The organism is Streptomyces toxytricini, assembly GCF_014649915.1.
GTDB classification, from domain to species: domain Bacteria; phylum Actinomycetota; class Actinomycetes; order Streptomycetales; family Streptomycetaceae; genus Streptomyces; species Streptomyces toxytricini.
This window is the reverse complement of sequence record NZ_BMTY01000007.1, coordinates 159,267-179,551: the sequence shown is the minus strand read 5'-3', so window position 1 is coordinate 179,551 and position 20,285 is coordinate 159,267. Positions and strand designations below refer to the sequence as shown.

Below are 20,285 nucleotides of genomic sequence, written 5' to 3'. Positions count from 1 at the left end.
GTCAGCGGCGGACGGCCCCACCGGTGGGCCGGTCGAGCACGGCGAGGCGGCTGATGCCGTGGCGGACCGGGATCCGGCGGACCGTCGAGGAGGGCAGGCCGGGGACCGGTCCCGTGCGGGCGGGCCCGAGCTCGCGGTCGATCCGCAGGCGGCAGCCCCGGGCCCCGACCGTGGCCGGGGTGCAAGGTTGTCGGGGGCCTGCCGGGCCGGCCGGCCGGCCCGGCAGGCCCTCGGACCGTCGGCGGCGGACCCGCGGGTGGGCAGCCGGGCGGGACGCGCCCGTTTCTGCATCCGCATGAGCATCCGGCCGCCCGGCGAGAACACGCTCGGCCAGGATCCGCCTGCCGTGAACGGTCAGTCGGGCGCTGCGGTGGGACACGAAGACCTCCGTGAGCGGTGCAGCACGGACACGTGCACCGCGCCGGAGGTCTTCGCCGTGATCAGGACTGACCGGCGTCGACAGCGCTTCGGGTCGATACCGCCAGGGCCTGTCCGGCCCCGGACCGGCGCTCAGTCCCGCTCGCCGCCCGGCACCCACAAGACGTCCCCGACCTCCTTGTTGGCCGCACGCGCCAGGATGAACAGGAGGTCGGAGAGGCGGTTGAGGTAGGTGGCGGTCAGCGGGTTCATCACCTCGCCGTGCACCTCCAGCGCCGCCCAGGTGGATCGCTCCGCGCGGCGGACCACGGTGCAGGCCTGGTGCAGCAGGGCCGCTCCGGGCGTGCCGCCGGGGAGGATGAAGCTGCGCAGCTTCTCCAGCTCCGCGTTGAAGCGGTCGCAGTCGGCCTCCAGCTTGTCGACGTAGAACTGCTCGACCCGCAGCGGCGGGTACTCCGGGTCCGCCACGACCGGGGTGCTGAGGTCCGCGCCGACGTCGAACAGGTCGTTCTGCACCCGCACCAGCACCTTCACGATCTCCTCCGGCAGCCCGCCGAGGGCGATCGCCGTGCCGATGACGGCGTTCGCCTCGTTCGCGTCGGCGTACGCGGAGATCCGCAGGTCGGTCTTGGCGGTGCGGCTCATGTCGCCGAGGGCCGTCGTGCCCTTGTCGCCCGTGCGGGTGTAGATGCGCGTGAGGTTCACCATGCGGCCAGCGTAGGGGAGTCGCCGGTGCCGCGGCTGCTGGGCCGGACCGGTGTGATGTCCGTCATCTGAGACGTGACGCGTGTTACTTCCCGGTCACACCACCGTCCGCGACCGCTAGTCTCCGGCCGAGAGGCACGAGACCGGGCCGTTTCAAGAACGAGGGGTGTGCAGTGGCTGGGAAGCTCGCCGTCATCGGTGCGGGGCTGATGGGTTCGGGAATCGCTCAGGTCTCCGCTCAGGCGGGATGGGACGTCGTCCTGCGCGACGTCACCGACGCCGCGCTGACCCGGGGCACCGACGGCATCAAGGCCTCGTACGACAAGTTCGTCTCCAAGGGGAAGATGACGGCCGAGGACGCCCAGGCCGCGCTCGCCCGCATCACCACGACCACCGACCTGGACGCGGTCGCGGACGTCGACATCGTCGTCGAGGCCGTCTTCGAGAAGCTCGAGGTCAAGCACGAGATCTTCCGCGCCCTGGACAAGCTCGTCCGCGAGGACGCGATCCTGGCCTCCAACACCTCCGCCATCCCGATCACCAAGATCGCCGCGGTGACGGAGCGCCCGGAGCGGGTCGTCGGCGCCCACTTCTTCTCGCCGGTCCCGATGATGCAGCTGTGCGAGCTCGTCCGCGGCTACAAGACCAGCGACGAGACCCTCGCGGCGACCCGCGCGTTCGCCGAGTCCGTCGGCAAGACCTGCATCGTCGTCAACCGCGACGTCGCCGGCTTCGTGACGACCCGTCTGATCTCGGCGCTCGTCGTCGAGGCCGCCAAGCTGTACGAATCGGGCGTGGCGTCCGCCGAGGACATCGACATCGCCTGCAAGCTCGGCTTCGGGCACGCCATGGGGCCGCTCGCCACCGCCGACCTGACCGGCGTCGACATCCTGCTGCACGCCACGAGCAACATCTACACCGAGTCCCAGGACGAGAAGTTCGCGCCGCCGGAGCTCATGCGCCGCATGGTCGACGCGGGCGACTTCGGACGCAAGACGGGCCAGGGCTTCTACAAGCACTGAAACCGGACACCCGCACGGGCGGCCCGCTTTGGGGCGCCTGTTCGAAGGATCGGCCCTGCGGGTGATTTTGGTATCGGTTCGCTCACGGTCGGCAACTTCACTGCCCGCGCCGCAGTCAGTTGCAGTGAGAGTTGCCGACCGCGGACCAGTCGGACCAGACACAAGCCAGTACTGCCGGGAGCGCATATGCACATCAGGGGCGACCACGCCGAACTCGCTGTCGGGGGCCGCCTCGACGTGCGCAGCGCGGCGGACGCCCGTACGGCCCTGCACACCGCCCTCGACCACGGGCGCGGCGACCTCGTGCTCGACCTCACCGGACTCGACTCCTGGGACGCCACCGGCCTCGGCGTGATCATGGGCGCCCACCGCCGGGCCGGGCGGACCGGCCGCCGCCTCGTGCTGCGAGGGGTCCCGCCGCAGATGCAGCGCCTCCTCGTCGCCACCCGCCTCCACCGCATCCTCGCCATCGAGGGCGGCTTGGAAGCGGAATCGCTCCCGAGGGTCTGAGACCGCCCGGGCAGCCGCCCCGCCACCGCATCCGCCTGCGGAAACGTAACGGTACGGCGGATAACGCCCCCCTGCGGTTCCGTGTTCGACCGGCCACCGTCTAGGGTCGGGCGGACACCGGACCGGCAGCGGCACCCGCACGCGCCGGACCGGACCGCAGAACGGCAACGGCACAGGGCGCGATCGGGGGCACAGGTCATGGACCGCACGCAGGGGCAGGCCGAACCGGGGGAGCGCGCCGCGGCGGGCCCCGGGGCGCACACCGCGCCCGGCCCCGTGGCCCGCGTCGTCACCCTCACCGCCGGCGACTACACCCTCACCGTCAACCCCGTCGACGGCAGCGAGATCGAGCCGCGCCGGCCCGGCACCGGCGGCGGTGTTCCCGCCAAGCGCGACGCGGCCGGGCGCAGCGCCCACAGCGCCGCCGCGCGGCCCCCCGCCCTGCCCGGCCCCGCCGCCCCCGCCCCCGTGCTCGTCGGCCGCGAGGAGGAGCGCGAGCGCCTCGTACGCCTCCTCGGCCGCGGCCGCTCCGTACGGCTGACCGGACCGGCCGGATCCGGCCGCACCTCCCTGCTCGACGCGGTCGCCGCGGACTGCGCCGGACTCGCGCCCGACGGCGTCGTCCGCCTCTCCGGATACGGCCACCAGCAGCCCGGCGAACTCCTGTACGGCCTCCACGACGCCGTCTACCAGGCCCCGGCCGAGCGCCCCGGGCGCACCGAACTCCTCGCCCGCGTCCGCGACATCGGCGCCATCGTCCTCCTCGACGACCTGGAGATGGGCGGCGCCGCCCTGGACGAGCTGCTCGCCGCCACCCCCGAGTGCGCCTACCTCCTGGCCGCCACCCCCGACACCCGCGCCCCCTCAGACGACTCCCACCTGGAGGAGGTCTTCCTCACCGGCCTCGGCCGGGCCGAATGCCTCCACCTCCTCGAAGCCCGCACCGGCCGCCCCCTCACCGACGCCGAAGCCGCCTGGGCCGAGGACCTGCGCTTCGCCTCAGAGGGGCTGCCGCTGCGCTTCGTGCAGGCCGCCGCCCTGCTGCGGCGCCGCGACGAGCTCAACCGGGCCGCCGCCGACGACGACGACGAGGAGCCCGGCGTCTTCGAGGAGCGGCCGCGCTCCGCCGGACCCGTCCCGCTGCCGACGCTCGCCGAGGCCGCGGCCCCGGCCGAACTGCTCGCCTCGCGGGCCAGCGAGTCGGCGCGCGCCGCACTGCGGATCGCCTGCGCGCTCGGCGGCGAGCTGCCGCACCACGCCCACCTGCCCGCCCTCGTCGGCGACACCCACGCCGACTCCGCCGTCGCCGAACTCCTGGCCGCCGGCCTGGTCACCCCGGTCGGCCCCCGCCACCGGCTGGCCGCCGGGGTGGCCCGGCAGCTGGAGGAGGCCGGCTTCGGCGAGACCGCCGCGGAGGAGGCCCGTACCGCCGCCCGGCACTACGCCTGGTGGACCGGGCACTCCTCGGTCACCCCCGAGCGGGTCGCGGCCGAGGCGGACGCGGTCCTCGCGGCGCTCGCCGGTGCCGACGTCGTCGCCGGGGTGCTGCTCGCGCGCAGCGCGGCCCCGGCGTTCGCCGCGTCCCGGCACTGGGAGGCGTGGGAGCGCGTGCTGCGCGCCGGCGCCGAGGCCGCGCGCAAGGCCGGCGAGGTCGCCGAACAGGCGTACTTCCACCACGAACTCGGCGTGCTCGCCCTGTGCGAGGGGCGCGTGGACCGCGCGCGGGCCGAACTGGAGGCGTCGATCGGCCTCAAGGGCGCCCTCGCGGACAAGCGGGGCACCGTGGCCGGGCGCAGGGCCCTCGCCCTCGTCACGGACCGGGAGGCCGCCGTCCAGGCCTCGCCGCCGCTGCGGCTGGAGGCGCCGGCCGCGTCCCCGGCCGGCACGGCGGCCGCGCTCCCCGCCGGCTCCGGGGGAGCCGCGGGATCCCGCATACCCGGCGGCTCCGCCCGCCCGGGCGCGGCCCCCTCCGGCGTCTCCGCCTCCGGCCCCGCCGCGAAGCCCCGGCCCGCCGCCGGCCCCGCCTCCGAGGCCCCGACCGCCGCGCTCCCCGCGTCAGAGGCGGTCACCGCCGCACTGCCCGCCACCGGGGCCGCCACGACGGCGGTGCCCGTCATCAGGCCCGCCGGCGCACCCGCCTCGCTCTCCAAGGTGTTCGAGGACGCCTTCCCCCTCGACCCCAGGCCCGCCCCCGGCCCCGTACCCGCCCCGGTCCCCGCATCCGCTCCCGTCCCGCCGCCCGGGCGGCCCGCAGGGGCGGCGGCCGCCGCGCGCGGTCCGGCCGCGCTGCTGCGGCAGCGGCGCAAGGCCGTCCTGACGGCCGCGGCCGGCGCGCTGACGGTGGCGGTGCTCGGCACGGTCGTGGGGCTCGCGATGAGCTCGTCCGGGACGCAGGCCCCGGCCGGCGGCTCCACGACCTCCTCGCCCCCGTCGGCGGACACCCCGTCGAGCGGCACCGGCTCGACGGGGCCGGACGGCGGCGGCAGCGACTCCGTGCCGCAGCCCGCCACGGCGCCGTCCCCGCGGCAGTCCGGCGCCTCCGCCGAGCCGAGCCAGAGCGCCGGGGCGAGCCCTTCCAAGGGCGCGCCCTCGCGCCGGCCGTCGCCCGGGACCGGGCCGTCCACGCAGAGCCCGCCGGTGACCGGCCCCACGGCCACGCAGCCCTCGCCCAGCCAGAGTCCCGTCGCGAGCCCGACGCCGTCGCCGGTGCCCACGCCGACGGCCACCACGCCCCCGGCCACGGCCACGGGCACGACCACGGCTGCGGGCCCGATCTCCCCGCAGGAGCAGTCCCCCCTGCCGTAGCGGCACACCCCGCCCGTGCATGTGCGTCGGCCGCGCCCCCACACGGGGTCGCGGCCGACGTGACGGATGCGGGGCACCGATCCGGCCGCCGCTGATGCGCGGCGCGGCCGGTGCGGGGCACCGTCAGAACAGGCGCAGCTTGTCGTCCTCGATGCCGCGCAGCGCGTCGTAGTCGAGCACCACGCAGTCCATACCGCGGTCCGTGGCCAGGACGCGCGCCTGCGGCTTGATCTCCTGGGCCGCGAGCACTCCGCGGACCGGCGCCAGGTGCGGATCCCGGTTGAGGAGCTCCAGGTAGCGGGTCAGCTGCTCGACGCCGTCGATCTCGCCGCGCCGCTTGATCTCCACCGCCACCGTCGCGCCCGAGGCGTCCCGGCACAGGATGTCCACCGGGCCGATCGCCGTCATGTACTCGCGCCGGATCAGCGTGTAGCCCTCGCCCAGGGTGTCGATGCGGTCCGCGAGCAGCTCCTGGAGGTGCGCCTCGACGCCGTCCTTGATGAGGCCCGGGTCGACGCCCAGTTCGTGGGAGGAGTCGTGGAGGACCTCCTCCATCGTGATGATGAGCTTCTCGCCCGCCTTGTTGACGACGGTCCACACGCCTTCCTGCTCGCCGGTGCCCTCCTTGAGAGTGCACGGAGGCGACATCCAGTTGAGCGGTTTGTACGCCCGGTCGTCCGCGTGGATCGAGACACTGCCGTCGGCCTTCACGAGGATCAGACGGGGTGCCGAGGGCAGGTGGGCGGTGAGGCGGCCCGCGTAGTCGACGGAGCAGCGGGCAATCACGAGACGCATGGTGCGCAACGCTACTCGACCCGCGGCCCCCCACGCGATTCGCCCCCGAAAGCCCCGTTCGCCGATGGCGCGTTGTATGCGCATTCTCCTGGTGCGGCCACCGGAGGGCGCCTACGGTGGTGGCGGGAGGTCGTCGAGCGTGCACAGTGCGTTGCCGCGCCGGCCGCCTCCCTCCCTGCCCGTAAGACTCCGGCTGCCCAGAGGACCGGGGTCGCGAGAGGAGAACCCATGTCGCTCGACGTCTCACCGGCCCTACTCGAACAGGCCGAGCGAGGCGAGGTCGACGAAGCCGCCTTCGTCGACTGCGTCCGGACCTCCCTGCCCTTCGCATGGGAGATGATCAGCTCGCTCGTGGCGCGGCTGCAGGTGGACGGCGGGGACTTCGCCGACAACCAGACGCCGCCGCCCGACGAGCAGGCGCGCGGGCAGCTGCTGCGCGCCCTCGCGAGCGACGCCATACGGGGTGCGCTCCAGCGGCACTTCGGGGTGCGCCTGGCATTCCAGAACTGCCACCGCGTCGCCGTCTTCCCGCTGGACGCCTCCGCGGACGACCGACTGGCCCGCTTCACCTCGATCCGCGGCCAGCTGCTCAACCAGTCGCCGGAGCTGCGCGACTGCTAGCGCCGCCGGGCCTCAGCGGAGGCGGGGCAGGACCTCGGCGGCGAGCCGGCGCACGTTCTCCTCGGTGGCCGCGAGGTCGCCGGACCCCTCCGCCAGCAGGGCGAACCGCGTGATGCCCGTCCGCTCGGACGTCGCCGCGAGGCGGTCCGCCGCCAGCCGCGGCGTCCCCACCGGGTGCAGGTCGCACAGCAGCCCGGTGTAGGCGGCGGGGTCGCGCATCGCCCGGGCCCGGCCGTCCACGGTGACGTGTGCGTCAAGGCCCTGCTTCAGCCAGCCCGGCATCGCCTTCGCGAGCGTCTCGCGGGCGTCGCGCGTCCGGTCCGCGAGCTGGCACACGCCCGCCGACACGTGCGGGGCGTGCGGGTCGCGTCCCCCCTCGGCCGCCGTACGCCGGTACAGGGCGACCATCTCCGCCTTCTCCTCGTCCCCGCTGTGCATGCCGAGCAGCATCGGCAGCCCGCGCTCGGCGGCCAGCCGCACCGAGGCGGGCGAGGTGCAGGCGACGATCACTTCCGGTCCCTGTCCGTCGCCGTCGAGCGCCTCCGCGGGCCGCGGGACGACGGCCACCTCGCGGAAGACGTGCCGCCCGCCGACGGACGACACCCGCGGCTCGGAGAGCCATCGCCGCAGCAGGTCCAGCCCCTCGGGGAAGCCGTTCTCGTACGCGTCCAGGCCGCCGCCGAAGACCTCCAGGTCGACCCACGGCCCGCCGCGGCCGACGCCCAGGGCGAAGCGGCCGCCGGAGGCGATGTGCAGCAGCGCCGCCTGCTCGGCGAGGGCCACCGGGTGGGTGTTCGGCAGCACGCTGACCGCCGTCCCCACCGTGAGCCGCTTCGTCCGTCCGAGCAGAAGCCCGGCCAGGGTGACCGCCGAGGGGCACACGCCGTAGGGGACGAAGTGGTGCTCGGCGAGCCAGACCGAGTCGAGCCCGGCCTCGTCCGCCACCTCCGCCGTCCGCACCGCCCGGTGCAGTGCCTCCCCGTGCCCCTGGCCCGGGAACTGGGCCGCCAGTACGAACGCTCCTACGCGCATCGCCTTCTCCTCCTCGCCGGCTGACGCGGCCTCCCCAGGTCGACCGGTGCTTCCTACGGCAACAACGCCCGACACGTGCCAAGGGCACGGTCCGGCAGGAAAGTTATTGGGATTGTCGGGCCGGTGCGGTCAGGTCCGACGGCCCCCTTCCGGACACCCTGCGGGGTGCCGCCGCCGCTGCGCGTAGTCTGGGAGAAAGTCACTGCCGTCCGCCCATTCGTGAGGTATACGTGTCACCGCGCCACAACCGCCCCCGGGGCGGCGGGAAGCCAGCCGACCGTGCGGACGGGGGCGCCGGATCCGCGGCAGCGGGCGGCGACCGGTTCGGCCTGGAGCGCACCGAGGAGTACCTGGGCGAGGAGTGGAAGGTCCGGCACGTCGCGGGCGCGAGCGCCGCCGGCAAGCGCTACCGCTGCCCGGGCTGCGACCAGGAGATCCCCTCCGGCACCCCGCACCTGGTGGCCTGGCCCGAGTACGGCGGAGTGGACGACCGCAGGCACTGGCACAAGGCCTGCTGGAACGCGAAGGACCGCCGCACCACGCGGGTGCAGCGGTCCAGGAGCGCCCCCCGGTACTGAGGCGCCGGGACGGAGCGCGGGGCCAGGCCTACACGTCCCGCCGGCCCACGACCGCGTACGACCCCGCGACGGCGGCGCCGGCCACGGCGACGATCAGCGCCAGCTGTGCCCAGTTGCCCGGCAGGCCGCCCACCTCGGAGGTGGGCAGGCCGAACATCTGCATGATGGCGACCGGCGCGTTGTACCGAATGATCAGGTTGCCGAGCGGGGTGAGGCTGTCCCACATGGTCAGCATCCCCCCGACCACGGGCGGGAGCGTGACCAGGCCGAGCATCACGGCGATGGCCCCGGCGGAGTGCCGCACGACGGCGCCGATCGCGAGGCCGAGCACCCCGAGCAGGGTGATGTAGAGGCAGCCGGTCAGGGCGGCGAGCCATTCGCCGGCGGTCTGGTGCGCCTGCGGGCTGTCCACGGCGATCATCGATGCGATGCCGACCACCGCGACCGAGGCGCTGACGACCGTGAAGGCGACCGCGGCGAAGACGAGGTACTTGGCGGTCAGCACCCGCGCCCGGTCGGGGGCCGCGGTCAGCGTCGTGCGGATCAGTCCGGTGGCGTACTCGGAGGTGACCGTGAGCACGCCGAGGACGATCACCGCGACCTGCCCCACCAGCAGCCCGAAGACCGCGGCCGCGGTGTGCGGCGGGTTGGTGAAGCCGGTGGGGTCGTTGGTCTCGCCGACCGCGAGCAGGCCGATGCCGACGACGAGGAGGACCAGCGCGCCCAGCGTCCACAGGGTGGAGCGGACGGAGACCATCTTGGTCCACTCGGAGGCGAGGGCGTGCCCCAGGTGCGGCCGGGTCTCGGGCAGCGGCGGGTCCTGCTCCGGCGGCTGGTCCGGGAGGGTGGCGGGGCCGGTCATCGGGTGTCCTCGGGGTTGTTCGGTGCGGTGCCGGCGGTGCCGGCGAGCTCGGCGGCGCTGCCGGGCATCAGGAAGGGCTTCCCGCCCGCGCCGGGCGGCGGGGGAGCGAAGAAACCATCCTGCGGAACCTCGGGCGCCGCGGCGCCGTCCTCCCAGGCGGGCAGGGCCAGCGGGTCCGGCTCCCAGAGCTCGGCGCGCGGGTCCTCGGTGGAGGTGTACTCGACGGAGGACTGCGTCATCCGCATGTACGCCTCCTCCAGCGATGCCCGGTGCGGGGACAGCTCCCACAGGCGTACGCCCACCCCGTGCGCGAGGTCCGAGATGTGCGGCAGCTCCAGGCCCGTCACGCGCAGTGCCCCGTCGGGCTCCTGCAGGACCCTTCCGCCCGCCGCGGTCAGGGCCGCGGCCAGCGCCTTCCGGCCATCCTGATCATTGCCGGCCGCGCGGACCCGCGCGAATCCGGCCGAGTTGTGGGCGATGAACTCCTGGGTGCCCATGTCGGCCAGCAGCCTGCCCCGGCCGATGACGATGAGGTGGTCGGCGGTCAGCGCCATCTCGCTCATCAGGTGCGAGGAGACGAAGACGGTGCGGCCCTCGGAGGCGAGCTGCCGCATGAGGTTGCGCACCCAGAGGATGCCCTCGGGGTCGAGGCCGTTGACCGGCTCGTCGAAGAGGAGCACCCGGGGGTCGCCGAGGAGTGCGGTGGCGATGCCGAGGCGCTGGCCCATGCCGAGGGAGAAGCCCTTGGTGCGCCGGCGGGCGACGTCCTGGAGGCCGACGACGGCCAGCACCTCGTCCACGCGCTTCTCCGGGATCCCGGACAGCTGGGCGATGGACAGCAGGTGGGTGCGGGCGCGGCGGCCGCCGTGGACGGCCTTCGCGTCGAGGAGGGCGCCGACGTTGCGCTGGGCGTTGCCGAGCTCGCGGAAGGGCCGGCCGTTGATCGTGACCTGGCCGGAAGTGGGCTGGTCCAGGCCGAGGATCATGCGCATGGTGGTGGACTTGCCGGAGCCGTTGGGCCCCAGGAAGCCGGTCACGTGACCGGGCCTGACCTGGAAGGACAGCTGGTCGACGGCGGTCTTGGCGCCGAAGCGCTTGGTCAGGCCGACTGCCTCGATCATTGCTCTGCCCCTTGCCCGGCGGACGGCTCTCGTCCGAGTTAAGGGTTAAGAGGATAGCCAGGAGGCTGTGGTTCCGCGCAGGGCCCGATCCCTGAGGCGCCCCTGAGGCCGACCCGGGAATGACCCGTAGTACGGCCGGGGGAGCGGTGTCCTCCTGCCGTGGGAGGCCGGAGGCGGGCTCCGCCCCGAGACGGACCCGGCAGGCAGGACGAGGACGGGCCCCGGCGGCGGTGCCGTCGGGGCCCGTGTTCGGGGAGGGGCTGCCGTCAGGCGTCGCGCTTGCGCAGGACCGCGTAGCCGGCCACCACGGCGAGGGCCGCCCAGGCGGCCATGATCCCGAAACCGCCCCACGGGCCGTACGGCGGCTCCGAGCCGTCCAGCACGGCCGGGACGGTCTGCATGATCCGGCTGCCGGCCACGTTCGGGAAGAAGTAGGCGACCTTCTGCGTGGCATCGACCGAGCCGAGGATCGGCGAGAGCAGGAAGACGAAGGGCAGCAGGATGCCGAGCGCCAGCATCGAGCTGCGCAGCACCATCGTCAGGCCCATGGCGAACAGGGCGATGACCGCCATGTAGAGCCCGGCACCGAAGACCGCGCGCAGGACGTTCGGCTCGCCGATGCCGATGCTGTGCTCGCCCAGCAGGGCCTGGCCGGTGAAGAAGGACACGAAGCTCGTGACCAGGCCCACGGCCAGCGCGAGGGCGGTGGCCACGAGCAGCTTCCCGGCCAGGAAGGAGCCGCGGCGGGGCACCGCCGCGAGCGAGGTCCGGATCATGCCGGTGCTGTACTCGGTGCCCACGACCAGGACGCCGAAGACGATGACGGCGGCCTGGCCCAGCGACATGCCGGCGAAGCTGGACGCCGTCGGGTCGAAGGCGAGCTGCTGCTCCTTCGGCATGTTCTCGAACTGCGAGTTCAGGAAGACGCACAGCAGGGCGCTCATGCCGACCGTGACGACCGCGGCTGCCGCCAGGGTCCAGACGGTGGAGGCCACGGTACGGATCTTGGTCCACTCGGACCGGAGGACTGCGGGGAAGGACATGGTCACCGGCCGCCCTTGGAGGTCGCCTCGGCTCCGGCGCCCCAGGCGGGGGCGTCGGCCGGACCGGCCTGGCCGCCGACACCGGCCGCCGGGGCGCCGGGCGCGTGGGCCTGGTATTCGACGGAGTCCGCCGTCATGCGCATGAACGCTTCCTCCAGTGAAGCCCGCTGCGGGCTGAGTTCGTGCAGCACGATGCCGTGCCGGGCGGCCAGTTCGCCGAGCTGTTCGGACGCCACGCCGTCGACTTCGAGGGCGCCGGAGTCCGGGAGGGCGGCCGCCGCGATCCCCTCCGCGTGCAGGAGGTCCTTGAGCTGCTCCTGCTGCGGCGAGCGCAGCCGTACGAAGCTGCGCGAGTTCTGGTGAATAAATTCAGCCATCGACATGTCGGCCAAAAGCTTTCCCTGGCCGATAACGATCAAATGGTCGGCGGTCAGCGCCATCTCGCTCATCAGGTGCGAGGAGACGAACACCGTCCGCCCTTCCCCGGCCAGACCCTTCATCAGGTTGCGGATCCAGAGAATTCCCTCCGGGTCCAGGCCGTTGACCGGCTCGTCGAACATGAGGATCTCCGGATCGCCGAGCAGGGCGGCGGCGATGCCCAGCCGCTGCCCCATGCCGAGCGAAAATCCTTTCGACTTCTTCTTCGCGACGGCCGTCAGGCCGACGAGGTCGAGGACCTCGCCGACACGGCTCGCCGGGATCCGGTTCGACTGGGCCAGGCACAGCAGGTTGTTGTAGGCGCTGCGGCCGCCGTGCATGGCCTTCGCGTCCAGGAGAGCACCGATGTGCTTCAGGGGCTCCGACAGGTCCCGGTAGTGCTTTCCGTCGATCCTGACCGTCCCGCTCGTCGGGTTGTCGAGGTCGAGCATCATGCGCATGGTCGTGGACTTCCCGGCCCCGTTCGGGCCGAGGAAGCCGGTGACCACCCCCGGTTTGACCTGGAAGCTGAGGTTGTCGACGGCGGTCTTGGCGCCGAATCGCTTGGTAAGGGCCTCTAGCTCGATCATGAGGCTTACGCTAAAGCGCCCGAGGGCCCCGCGCCACCTCGAACGGGTGACACGGGGCCCTCGGGACGACGTTTCGCCGCGAACCGGTCGACGGCGCGTCAGAACACCTCTGACCAGGCAGGAGCAGCAGCGCCGGGACGCCGCCTCGGGACTAGCGGGTCTGCTGTGCCGGGACCCCGCGGGAGACCGGCTCGTCGTCGATCGGGGAGCCCGCGGCCGCCACCGCGGCACCGGTCAGCGTCGCCAGCATCTCGCGGACGTTGGTCAGCTGGGCGTTGATCGAGTCGCGGCGGTTGGTCAGCGCCGCCAGCTCGCGCTCCGACTCGCTGCGGATGCGGTCCGCCTTCGCGTTGGCGTCGGCCACGATGTCCTCGGCCTGGCGCTGTGCGGTCTCCACCGTCTGGCGCGCCCGGCGCTCGGCGTCCGTCCGCAGCTTCTCCGCCTCCAGGCGCAGCTGCTCGGCGCGGTGCTCGATCTCCGCCAGACGCTTCTCCGCCTTCGCCTGGCGGGAGGCCAGGTCGCGCTCGGACTGCTCGCGGCGCTTGGCCAGGTTCGTCTCGAAGTCGGCCGCGGCCTGGGCGGCCTTGGCGCGGGTCTCCTCGAACAGCGCGTCGGCCTCCTCGCGCTTGGAGGCCGCGTCCTTCTGGGCCTCGGCGCGCAGGGTGGCCGCGTCGCCCTTGGCCTTCTCGACGATGCGGACGCCCTCGTCCTCCGCCTTCGACTTGCGGTCCGCCGCGAACGACTCGGCGTCGTTGCGCACCTGCTGGGCCGCCGACTCGGCCAGCTCCCGGTGCTGCTCGGCCGCCCGGCGGGCCTCCTCACGCAGGTCCTTGGCCTCCTCCTCGGCCAGCCGCAGGATCTTCTCGACCCGGGCGCCGAGGCCCGCGTACGACGGCTCCGCGTCGCTCACCTGGGCCTGGGCGTTCTGCGTTTCGAGATGCAACTCCTCGATCCGCTTTTCCAGGGCACTGATACGTCCAAGGGCGCTGTCGCGGTCGGAGACCAGCTTGGCAATGCGGTCGTCCACCTGACCGCGGTCGTAACCACGCCGCACGAGCTCGAAGCCGAAGGGGGAGGAAGTGTCGCTCATGGGGTTCCTGTCGAATGAGACCGATGAGGTGCTACGTGAGGTGTTAGGGGAATCCTAGGCGCCCGAACGGCGTGTCATCGAGTCAATCAGCGTTTGATCTGGACAATGACACCCCTTTTGAGTGGCAAGACGGCAGATTGCTTATCACTCGTTCGGATGAACCTTCATCAGGTGCTCACCCTTCGGACACCGTTCACCCGTCCGAGGACTTGCCCCCCGAACGGGACGACCCCGCCGCCGCTCCGGCCTTCACGCCTCCCGGACCCTGTCCGACCACCGAGGCCTTGCCGCCCGAAGGCGCCTCGAAAGACTCCAACGCCTCAAGAACGTCCTGGACACGGGAGATCTCCGCCTGGATGTCCTCGCGGCGGCGCACCAGCACCTCCAGCTCGCGCCGGCCCTCCTCCACCATCCGCTCGGCCTCCGCCTTCGCCTCGGCGAGCGCGGCCTCCGCCTCGCGGGCGAGCTCGGCCTTCTTCTGCTCAGCCTCCTTCAGCAGCGTCTCCGCCTTGCGGACCGCCGCGATGCGCACCTTGCTCGCCTCGCTGCTCGCGTCCGACAGCATGGTCTTGGCCTTGTTCTCGGCCTCGACGCTCTGCTCCGTCGCCGCGCGGACCAGCTTGTCCACGCGCTCGCCGGCCGACTTCATCTGCTCGGCGGTCTCCCGGCGGGCGCGCTCGTGCAGCTCCTCGATCTCGCTCTCGACGCGGCTGCGCAGCTCCTCCGCCCGCTCCCTTATGGCGGCGGCGTCCGACCGCGCGCCGACCAGCAGCTCGTCCGCGTCCGTACGGGCCTTCTCGACCAGCGAGTTGCCCTCGACGGTCGCCTCCGACGTGATCCGGGCCGCCTCCTTGCGGGCGGCGTCGACCATCGCGTCGGCCTGCTCCTCCGCGGCCGCCGTGGCCGCCACGGCCTTCGCCTTCGCGTCCGCGGCGAGCTGCTCCGCCTCCGCCGCGGCCTCGGTGATGAGCCGGTCCACCTGCTCCGCGGCCTCGGTGCGCCGCTTGCCTGCCTCCTCGCGCGCCTCGTCCAGCAGCCGGTCGGACTCCTCGCGGGCCTCCGTGCGGGTGCGCTCCGCCTCGGCGGCAGCCTCCGTCCGGACCCGCTCGGCCTCCGCCCGGGTGCGGGCGGCGTGCTCCTGCGCCGACGACAGCGCCTCCGACGCCTCGGCGCGCAGCCGCTCCGCCTCCGCCGCGGCCTCGCCGACCGTGCGCTCGTTGTCCCGGCGCGTCCGCGCCGTGAGCTTGTCGGCCTCCGCGGTCGCCTCGGTGACGAGCCGGTCCGCCTGCTCGGCGGCCTCGGTGCGCAGCCGCCCCGCCTCCGCGCGCGCCTCGTCGAGGGTCTGCTCCGCCTCGCGCTCGGCCGCGGCGAGCGTCTCGTTCGCCGCGAGGGTGAGGCGCTCCGCCTCCGCGGTGGCCTCGCCGATGATCCGGCCGCCCTCGGCGCGGGCGTCGTCGAGGACCTGCGCGGCCTCGGTGCGCAGCTGCTCGGCCTCCTCGGCCGCCTCGCCGATCGTCAGCTCGTTCGCCGCGCGCACCTCGTCGACCAGGCGGTCGCCCTCGTTGCGGGCGTCGACCAGGACGCGGGCGGCGTCCCGCTCGGCGGCCGCCATCGTGTCGGCGGCCTGCCGGGTGAGCTTCTCGGCCTTCGCCTCCGCGGCGGCGAGCGCCGCCTCGTTCGCGGCGCGCGTCTCCTCCGTGAGCCGCTCCGCCTCGGAGACGGCCTCGGTGACGAGCCGGTCCGCCTGCTCGGCGGCCTCGGTGCGCAGCCGCCCCGCCTCCGCGCGCGCCTCGTCCAGAGTGGCTGCGGCCTCGGTGCGGGTGGCCTCCGCGGCCTCCGCGGCCTCGGCCGTGAGCCGCTCCGCCTCCGCCGTCGCCTCCGCCACGGTGGCCTCGTTGGCCGCGAGGGTCTCCTCGGTGATCCGCTCGGCCTCCGCCGTCGCGTCGGCGACGATCTGCGCGCCCTCGGCGCGCGAGGCCTCCAGCGCCTCCCCGGCCTCGCCGCGGATGCGGTTGGCGTCGTCGCGGGCATCGGCCCGGGTGCGGGCGGCGTCCCGCTCGGCCGCCGCGAGCGCGTCCGTGGCCTCCGTACGCACCCGCTGGGCGTACTCGGCGGTGTCGCCGCGCAGCTGCTCCGCCTCGGCGATCGCGTCCGCGACCGTGCGCTCGGCGAGCGCCTTCGCCGCGTCCGTCTCGTTCCGCGCCTCGGTGCGGATGCGGTCGGCGTCCTCGGTGGCGCGCTCCCGCTCCTCGTACGCGTCCGCACGGACCCGGGCGGCCTCCTCCTCGGCCTCCGTGCGGGTACGCTCCGCCGCGTGCTCGGCGGCGCTGCGCAGCCCGGCGATCTCCTCCTCGGCCTGCTCGTGCAGCCCGGCCACGGAGTCGCGGACCTGCTGGGCGGTGGCCTCGGCCGCCGAGACCAGCTCCGCGGCGCGCCGCTCGGCCTCCTCGGTCAGGCGGGCCGCCTCGGCCTGCGCCTCCTCCGAGCGCTTGCGGGCAGCGGCGAGCAGCTCCTCGCTCTGCTCGCGGGCCTGGGCGCGCTCGCTGTCCGCGTCGGTCCGCGCCGACGCGAGGGTCTCCTCGGCCTCCCGCCGCCGCCGGGCCGCCTCCTCCTGGGCGGCGGCCAGCGCCTCCGCGGCCTCCTGCGCGACCCGCTCGGCGGCGGCCTTCGCCTCCGCGCGCAACCGGTCCGCGGTCTCCTGGGCCTCCGAACGCACCCGCTCGGCCTCGGTCTCGGCCTCGCTGCGCAGCCGTACGGCCGACTGCTCGGCCTCCGCGCGGACCCGGCCCGCGTCCTCGGCGGCCTCCGTGCGCAGCCGGTCCGCCTCCGCCTCCGACTGGGCCTGGAGGGTGCGGATCCGCTCGGCCGACTCGGCGCGCAGCCGGTCGACCTCCTCGGTGGTCTCCCGGCGGATGCCCTCCGCAGCGCCGCGGGCGTCGCGCAGCGTCTGCTCGGCGGTCGCCAGCCGCGTCTCGGCCTCGCCGTGCAGCCGGGACAGCTCGGCCTCGGCCTCGGTCCGCTTCGCGGCGAGGGCCTGCTCGGTCTCCTCGCGGCGGGCCGCGGCCGCGGCGTCCGCCTCGGAGCGGACGGCCTCGGCCTGCTCCTCGGCCTCCGCGCGCAGCCGCTCGGCCTCGGCGCGGGTGCGCTCCAGGGTCTCCTCGGCCTGCCGGCGCAGGGTGGTGGCCCGCTCGACGGCCTCCGCACGGACCCGCTCGCTCTCGGCGGCGGCGCCGGAGCGCAGCTCGTCCGCGTCGGCCTTGGCCTTGCCGAGGAGCTCCTCGGTGGTCTTCGCCGCCTCCTCGATCTGCTGGACCGCCTCGCGGCGGGCCTCGCCGCGGATCCGCTCGCCCTCGGCGACGGCCTCCGCCCGCAGCTGCTCGGCCTCGCCGCGCAGCCGCCGCGCCTCCGCCTGGAGCTCGACGGTGCGGGCCCGGTACTCCTCGGTGTCGTCCTTCGCGGCGCCCTTGAGCTCCGCGGCCGCGTCCGCCGCCTGGGCGCGCAGCCGCTCGGCCTCCGCCTCGGCCTCGCGGCGGATCCGCTCCGCCTCCTCGGACGCGGCGCGGGTGGTGGCCCGGGCGTCCTCCGAGGCCTTGGTCAGGATGTCCTCGGCGGTGCGGGCGGCCTTCGCGAGCTGCGCGGCGGTGTCCTCCGCCGCGGCGGCACGGGCCTGCTCGGCGGCCTCGGCGCGCTGCCGCTCCACCTCGGCGCGGGCGTCCGCGAGAACCTGCTCGGCCTCCGCCTTGAGCGCCTCGGCCTCCTTGGTGGCCTCGCCGACCAGGCGGGCGACCTGCTCCTTGGCCGTGCGCGTGCGCTGCTCGTTGACGGACTCGGCCGAGGCGAGCTGCCGGGCGGCGCTCTCCTTGGCCTCGGCGAGGACCCGTTCGGCCTCGGTGCGGGCCTCACGCAGGGCGCCCTCGGCCTCCTGCACGCGCTGCTCGGCCACCCGGCCGAGGTCCAGGGTCTGCCGGCGGGTCTGCTCGGCCTCCGCGGTGGTCGACGACCGGAGCCGCTCCGCGTGCTCGGTGGCCTCCTGGGCCTGCGCCGACGCGGCGGTCAGCAGCCGCTCGGCCTCCTTGCGGGCGCGCAGCAGCGTCGCCTCCGCCTCGGCGCGGGCGGCCTCGGCGTCGGCGGCGAGCCGGCGGCGGGTCTCCTCGGCGACCCGGGCGGCCTCGGCGCGGGCGGCGTTCAGGGCCTGCTCGGCCTCGGCGCGGGACTCGTCCATGAGCCGGCGCGCCTGCGCCTCGGTACGGGCGCGCAGCTGTTCGGCCCAGGCCACGTTCTCGTTGACGTGCGCCTCGACGGTCTGGCGGCGCTCGTTGAGCTCCTGGTCCAGCCGCTGGCGGCGGTTGACTGCCTCGGCGTGCAGCTCGGCCTGGAGGCGCGCCTGGTGCTCGGCGTGCTCCTGGAGGATGCGCTGGGTCTGCGCCCGGGCGTCGCGCAGCTCGCGCTCGGCGTCCGAGCGCATCTGGTCCGCCTGCACCTGGGCGTCGCGCAGCAGCCTCTCGGCCTGGTAACCGATGTCCTGGCCGTCGTACGCGGGGCGGGACGCGAGGGCCCGCCGCACCTCGTGCAGCTTCGCACGGAGGACCTCGACCTGGTAGCCGAGGTCCTCGGCGTGCTGGACGGCCTTTCCGCGCTCCTTCTTCAGCCGCTCCATCTCCGCTTCGAAGAGCGAGAGATGATCGGCCTCAGCCTGAAGGCTCTCCTGGCTTTCGTAGCCCCGCACAGCGCGGTCCCATCCGTCCCCTGGTCGCAAGCTCACTCCCAAATGAGCACCGTCCGCCCGCTGAACGGCGCCCCCGGGGAATGGTGTCAGATACCGGGGCAGGGGTCACAGGCCCCGACCCCGTCTGAAGCACCGAACCCCGGCCGAGCCACGGCCACTCTACCGGCCGGGGAATGGGGACATCAGTGCTGCGGGTTGGAGGTGACCAGTTCGGTCAGGACGCCGTGGCAGTCCTTGGGGTGGAGGAAGGTGATGGAGGAGCCCATGGAGCCGGTGCGGGGGGCGTCGTACAGGACCCGGACGCCCTTGCCGCGGATGGCCTCGGAGTCGCCGTGGACGTCCTCGGTGCCGAAGGCGATGTGGTGAACGCCCTCGCCGTTCTTGGCCAGCCACTTGGCGACGGTCGAGTCCTCGCGGACGGGTTCGAGGAGCTGGATGTAGGAGGCGCCGCCGTCCGAGGTGCCGTTGATCCGGAGCATGGCCTCGCGGACACCCTGCTCCTCGTTGACCTCGGTGTGGAACACCTCGAAGCCGTACGTGGCACGGTAGAACTCGACGGTCTTGTCCAGGTCGAAGCAGGCGATCCCGATGTGGTCGATTCTTGTCAGCATGGGACCAGTGCACCGCCGAGGAGGCCCGTCACGCAACGTGCCAGCGATCACACCCACTGCCCGGTGACGGCGCGGGTACCGCTCAGTACATTCGGGTAAACCCTCGTTCACTCCTCATCCTCAAGGGGCTGTGCTCCATGTCCGGAACGAACAACACCACGTCCGTGATCGTCGCCGGGGCCCGCACGCCCATGGGGCGGCTGCTCGGCTCGCTGAAGTCCTTCTCCGGTGCCGACCTCGGCGCCGTCGCCATCAAGTCCGCCCTGGAGCGGGCCGGCATCACCGGCGACCAGGTGCAGTACGTGATCATGGGCCAGGTCCTCCAGGCCGGCGCGGGCCAGATCCCCGCCCGCCAGGCCGCGGTCAAGGCCGGCATCCCGATGAACGTCCCCGCGCTGACGATCAACAAGGTGTGCCTCTCCGGCCTCGACGCCATCGCCCTGGCCGACCAGCTGATCCGCGCCGGCGAGTTCGACATCGTCGTCGCCGGCGGCCAGGAGTCCATGACCAACGCCCCGCACCTGCTGCCCGGCTCCCGCGAGGGCTTCAAGTACGGCGCGATCGGCATGCTCGACGCGATGGCCCACGACGGCCTCACCGACGCCTTCGAGGGCATCGCCATGGGCGAGTCCACCGAGAAGCACAACGCCCGCCTCGGCATCGAGCGCGGCCCGCAGGACGAGTTCGCCGCGGCCTCCCACCAGCGCGCCGCGGCCGCCCGCAAGAACGGCGTCTTCGACGCCGAGATCACCCCGGTCGAGATCCCGCAGCGCAAGGGCGAGCCCGTCCTCTTCGCCGAGGACGAGGGCATCCGCCCCGAGACCACGGTGGAGTCCCTCGCCAAGCTGCGCCCGGCGTTCGCCAAGGACGGCACGATCACCGCCGGCACCTCCTCCCAGATCAGCGACGGCGCCGCCGCCGTCGTCGTGATGAGCAAGGCCAAGGCCGAGGAGCTCGGCCTGGAGTGGCTGGCCGAGATCGGCGCCCACGGCAACGTGGCCGGCCCGGACAACTCGCTCCAGTCGCAGCCGTCGAACGCGATCCTGCACGCCCTGAAGAAGGAGAGGCTCGAGGTCTCCGACCTGGACCTCATCGAGATCAACGAGGCCTTCGCGGCGGTCGCCGTGCAGTCAATGAAGGACCTGGGCGTGACCCCGGAAAAGGTGAACGTCAACGGCGGCGCCATCGCCCTGGGCCACCCGATCGGCATGTCCGGCGCCCGCGTCGTGCTGCACCTGGCGCTGGAGCTGCAGCGCCGCGGCGGCGGCGTCGGCGCGGCCGCCCTGTGCGGCGGCGGCGGCCAGGGCGACGCCCTGATCGTCCGGGTCCCCCGGGCCTGACACGCAGGACCCGTCCCGGGCCCCGCACCCGCGGGGCCC

Annotated in this window: 16 protein-coding genes; 6 read left to right on the top strand and 10 right to left on the bottom strand. The window is 74.1% G+C overall.

Annotated elements, in window-relative coordinates:
* Positions 1 to 510: 510 nt before the first annotated feature.
* Entirely contained in the window at positions 511 to 1,086 is a 576-nt protein-coding gene (locus tag IE170_RS11115; protein ID WP_189809160.1) for a cob(I)yrinic acid a,c-diamide adenosyltransferase, read from the bottom strand.
* Between the two features lie 170 nt (positions 1,087 to 1,256).
* Here IE170_RS11115 and IE170_RS11110 point away from each other — a divergent pair, with 170 nt between their 5' ends.
* The 3 genes from IE170_RS11110 (at position 1,257) to IE170_RS11100 (ending at position 5,420) form a co-directional block, all read left to right on the top strand.
* On the top strand, positions 1,257 to 2,105 hold the full coding sequence (locus tag IE170_RS11110) for a 3-hydroxyacyl-CoA dehydrogenase family protein (RefSeq protein ID WP_189809159.1): 849 nt from the start codon (positions 1,257 to 1,259) through the stop codon (positions 2,103 to 2,105).
* 186 nt (positions 2,106 to 2,291) lie between these two features.
* Complete coding sequence (locus tag IE170_RS11105; RefSeq protein WP_189809158.1) at positions 2,292 to 2,615, top strand: STAS domain-containing protein; 324 nt, start codon at positions 2,292 to 2,294, stop codon at positions 2,613 to 2,615.
* 198 nt (positions 2,616 to 2,813) lie between these two features.
* Positions 2,814 to 5,420, top strand: a complete 2,607-nt coding sequence (locus IE170_RS11100) for an ATP-binding protein (RefSeq protein WP_189809157.1) — start codon at positions 2,814 to 2,816, stop codon at positions 5,418 to 5,420.
* A gap of 123 nt (positions 5,421 to 5,543) precedes the next feature.
* On the opposite strand, the gene nucS is transcribed toward IE170_RS11100, so the two are convergent.
* A complete protein-coding gene (gene nucS, locus IE170_RS11095; protein WP_189809156.1) occupies positions 5,544 to 6,215 on the bottom strand; it encodes an endonuclease NucS in 672 nt (223 codons plus the stop codon).
* A 228-nt stretch (positions 6,216 to 6,443) separates the two neighbouring features.
* Here nucS and IE170_RS11090 point away from each other — a divergent pair, with 228 nt between their 5' ends.
* Positions 6,444 to 6,836: an SCO5389 family protein gene (locus IE170_RS11090; RefSeq protein ID WP_125541822.1), complete on the top strand. Its 393-nt coding sequence runs from the start codon at positions 6,444 to 6,446 to the stop codon at positions 6,834 to 6,836.
* A gap of 12 nt (positions 6,837 to 6,848) precedes the next feature.
* On the opposite strand, the gene IE170_RS11085 is transcribed toward IE170_RS11090, so the two are convergent.
* Positions 6,849 to 7,868 (bottom strand): LLM class flavin-dependent oxidoreductase, encoded by a 1,020-nt coding sequence (locus IE170_RS11085; RefSeq protein ID WP_189809155.1) that lies wholly within the window; start codon positions 7,866 to 7,868, stop codon positions 6,849 to 6,851.
* A 230-nt stretch (positions 7,869 to 8,098) separates the two neighbouring features.
* Here IE170_RS11085 and IE170_RS11080 point away from each other — a divergent pair, with 230 nt between their 5' ends.
* Positions 8,099 to 8,446 carry an Rv1322 family protein gene (locus IE170_RS11080; protein ID WP_114054212.1) on the top strand — a complete coding sequence of 116 codons (348 nt, stop codon included), beginning with the start codon at positions 8,099 to 8,101 and terminating at the stop codon, positions 8,444 to 8,446.
* 28 nt (positions 8,447 to 8,474) lie between these two features.
* Here IE170_RS11080 and IE170_RS11075 read toward each other — a convergent pair whose 3' ends face one another.
* The 7 genes from IE170_RS11075 to mce all read right to left on the bottom strand — a co-directional run bounded on the left by IE170_RS11075 (position 8,475) and on the right by mce (position 18,906).
* Positions 8,475 to 9,308 (bottom strand): ABC transporter permease subunit, encoded by an 834-nt coding sequence (locus tag IE170_RS11075; RefSeq protein ID WP_189809154.1) that lies wholly within the window; start codon positions 9,306 to 9,308, stop codon positions 8,475 to 8,477.
* On the bottom strand, positions 9,305 to 10,429 hold the full coding sequence (locus IE170_RS11070) for an ABC transporter ATP-binding protein (protein WP_189809153.1): 1,125 nt from the start codon (positions 10,427 to 10,429) through the stop codon (positions 9,305 to 9,307). The genes IE170_RS11075 and IE170_RS11070 overlap by 4 nt, the downstream gene beginning before the upstream one ends.
* A 266-nt stretch (positions 10,430 to 10,695) precedes the next feature.
* Positions 10,696 to 11,472: a DUF2705 family protein gene (locus IE170_RS11065; protein WP_125541830.1), complete on the bottom strand. Its 777-nt coding sequence runs from the start codon at positions 11,470 to 11,472 to the stop codon at positions 10,696 to 10,698.
* Between the two features lie 2 nt (positions 11,473 to 11,474).
* The gene (locus IE170_RS11060; RefSeq protein WP_189809152.1) at positions 11,475 to 12,479 is read right to left on the bottom strand and encodes an ABC transporter ATP-binding protein; all 1,005 of its coding nucleotides are present in this window, start codon (positions 12,477 to 12,479) and stop codon (positions 11,475 to 11,477) included.
* Between the two features lie 151 nt (positions 12,480 to 12,630).
* Entirely contained in the window at positions 12,631 to 13,569 is a 939-nt protein-coding gene (locus tag IE170_RS11055) for a coiled-coil domain-containing protein (protein WP_114054217.1), read from the bottom strand.
* A gap of 193 nt (positions 13,570 to 13,762) precedes the next feature.
* Positions 13,763 to 18,295, bottom strand: coding sequence for a polarized growth protein Scy (gene scy / locus IE170_RS11050; RefSeq protein WP_189809151.1), 4,533 nt, complete (start codon positions 18,293 to 18,295; stop codon positions 13,763 to 13,765).
* 182 nt (positions 18,296 to 18,477) lie between these two features.
* The gene (gene mce, locus IE170_RS11045) at positions 18,478 to 18,906 is read right to left on the bottom strand and encodes a methylmalonyl-CoA epimerase (RefSeq protein ID WP_114054218.1); all 429 of its coding nucleotides are present in this window, start codon (positions 18,904 to 18,906) and stop codon (positions 18,478 to 18,480) included.
* 137 nt (positions 18,907 to 19,043) lie between these two features.
* On the opposite strand from mce, the gene IE170_RS11040 reads away from it, so the two are divergent.
* Positions 19,044 to 20,246: an acetyl-CoA C-acetyltransferase gene (locus IE170_RS11040; protein WP_189809150.1), complete on the top strand. Its 1,203-nt coding sequence runs from the start codon at positions 19,044 to 19,046 to the stop codon at positions 20,244 to 20,246.
* The last annotated feature ends 39 nt before the right edge of the window (positions 20,247 to 20,285 follow it).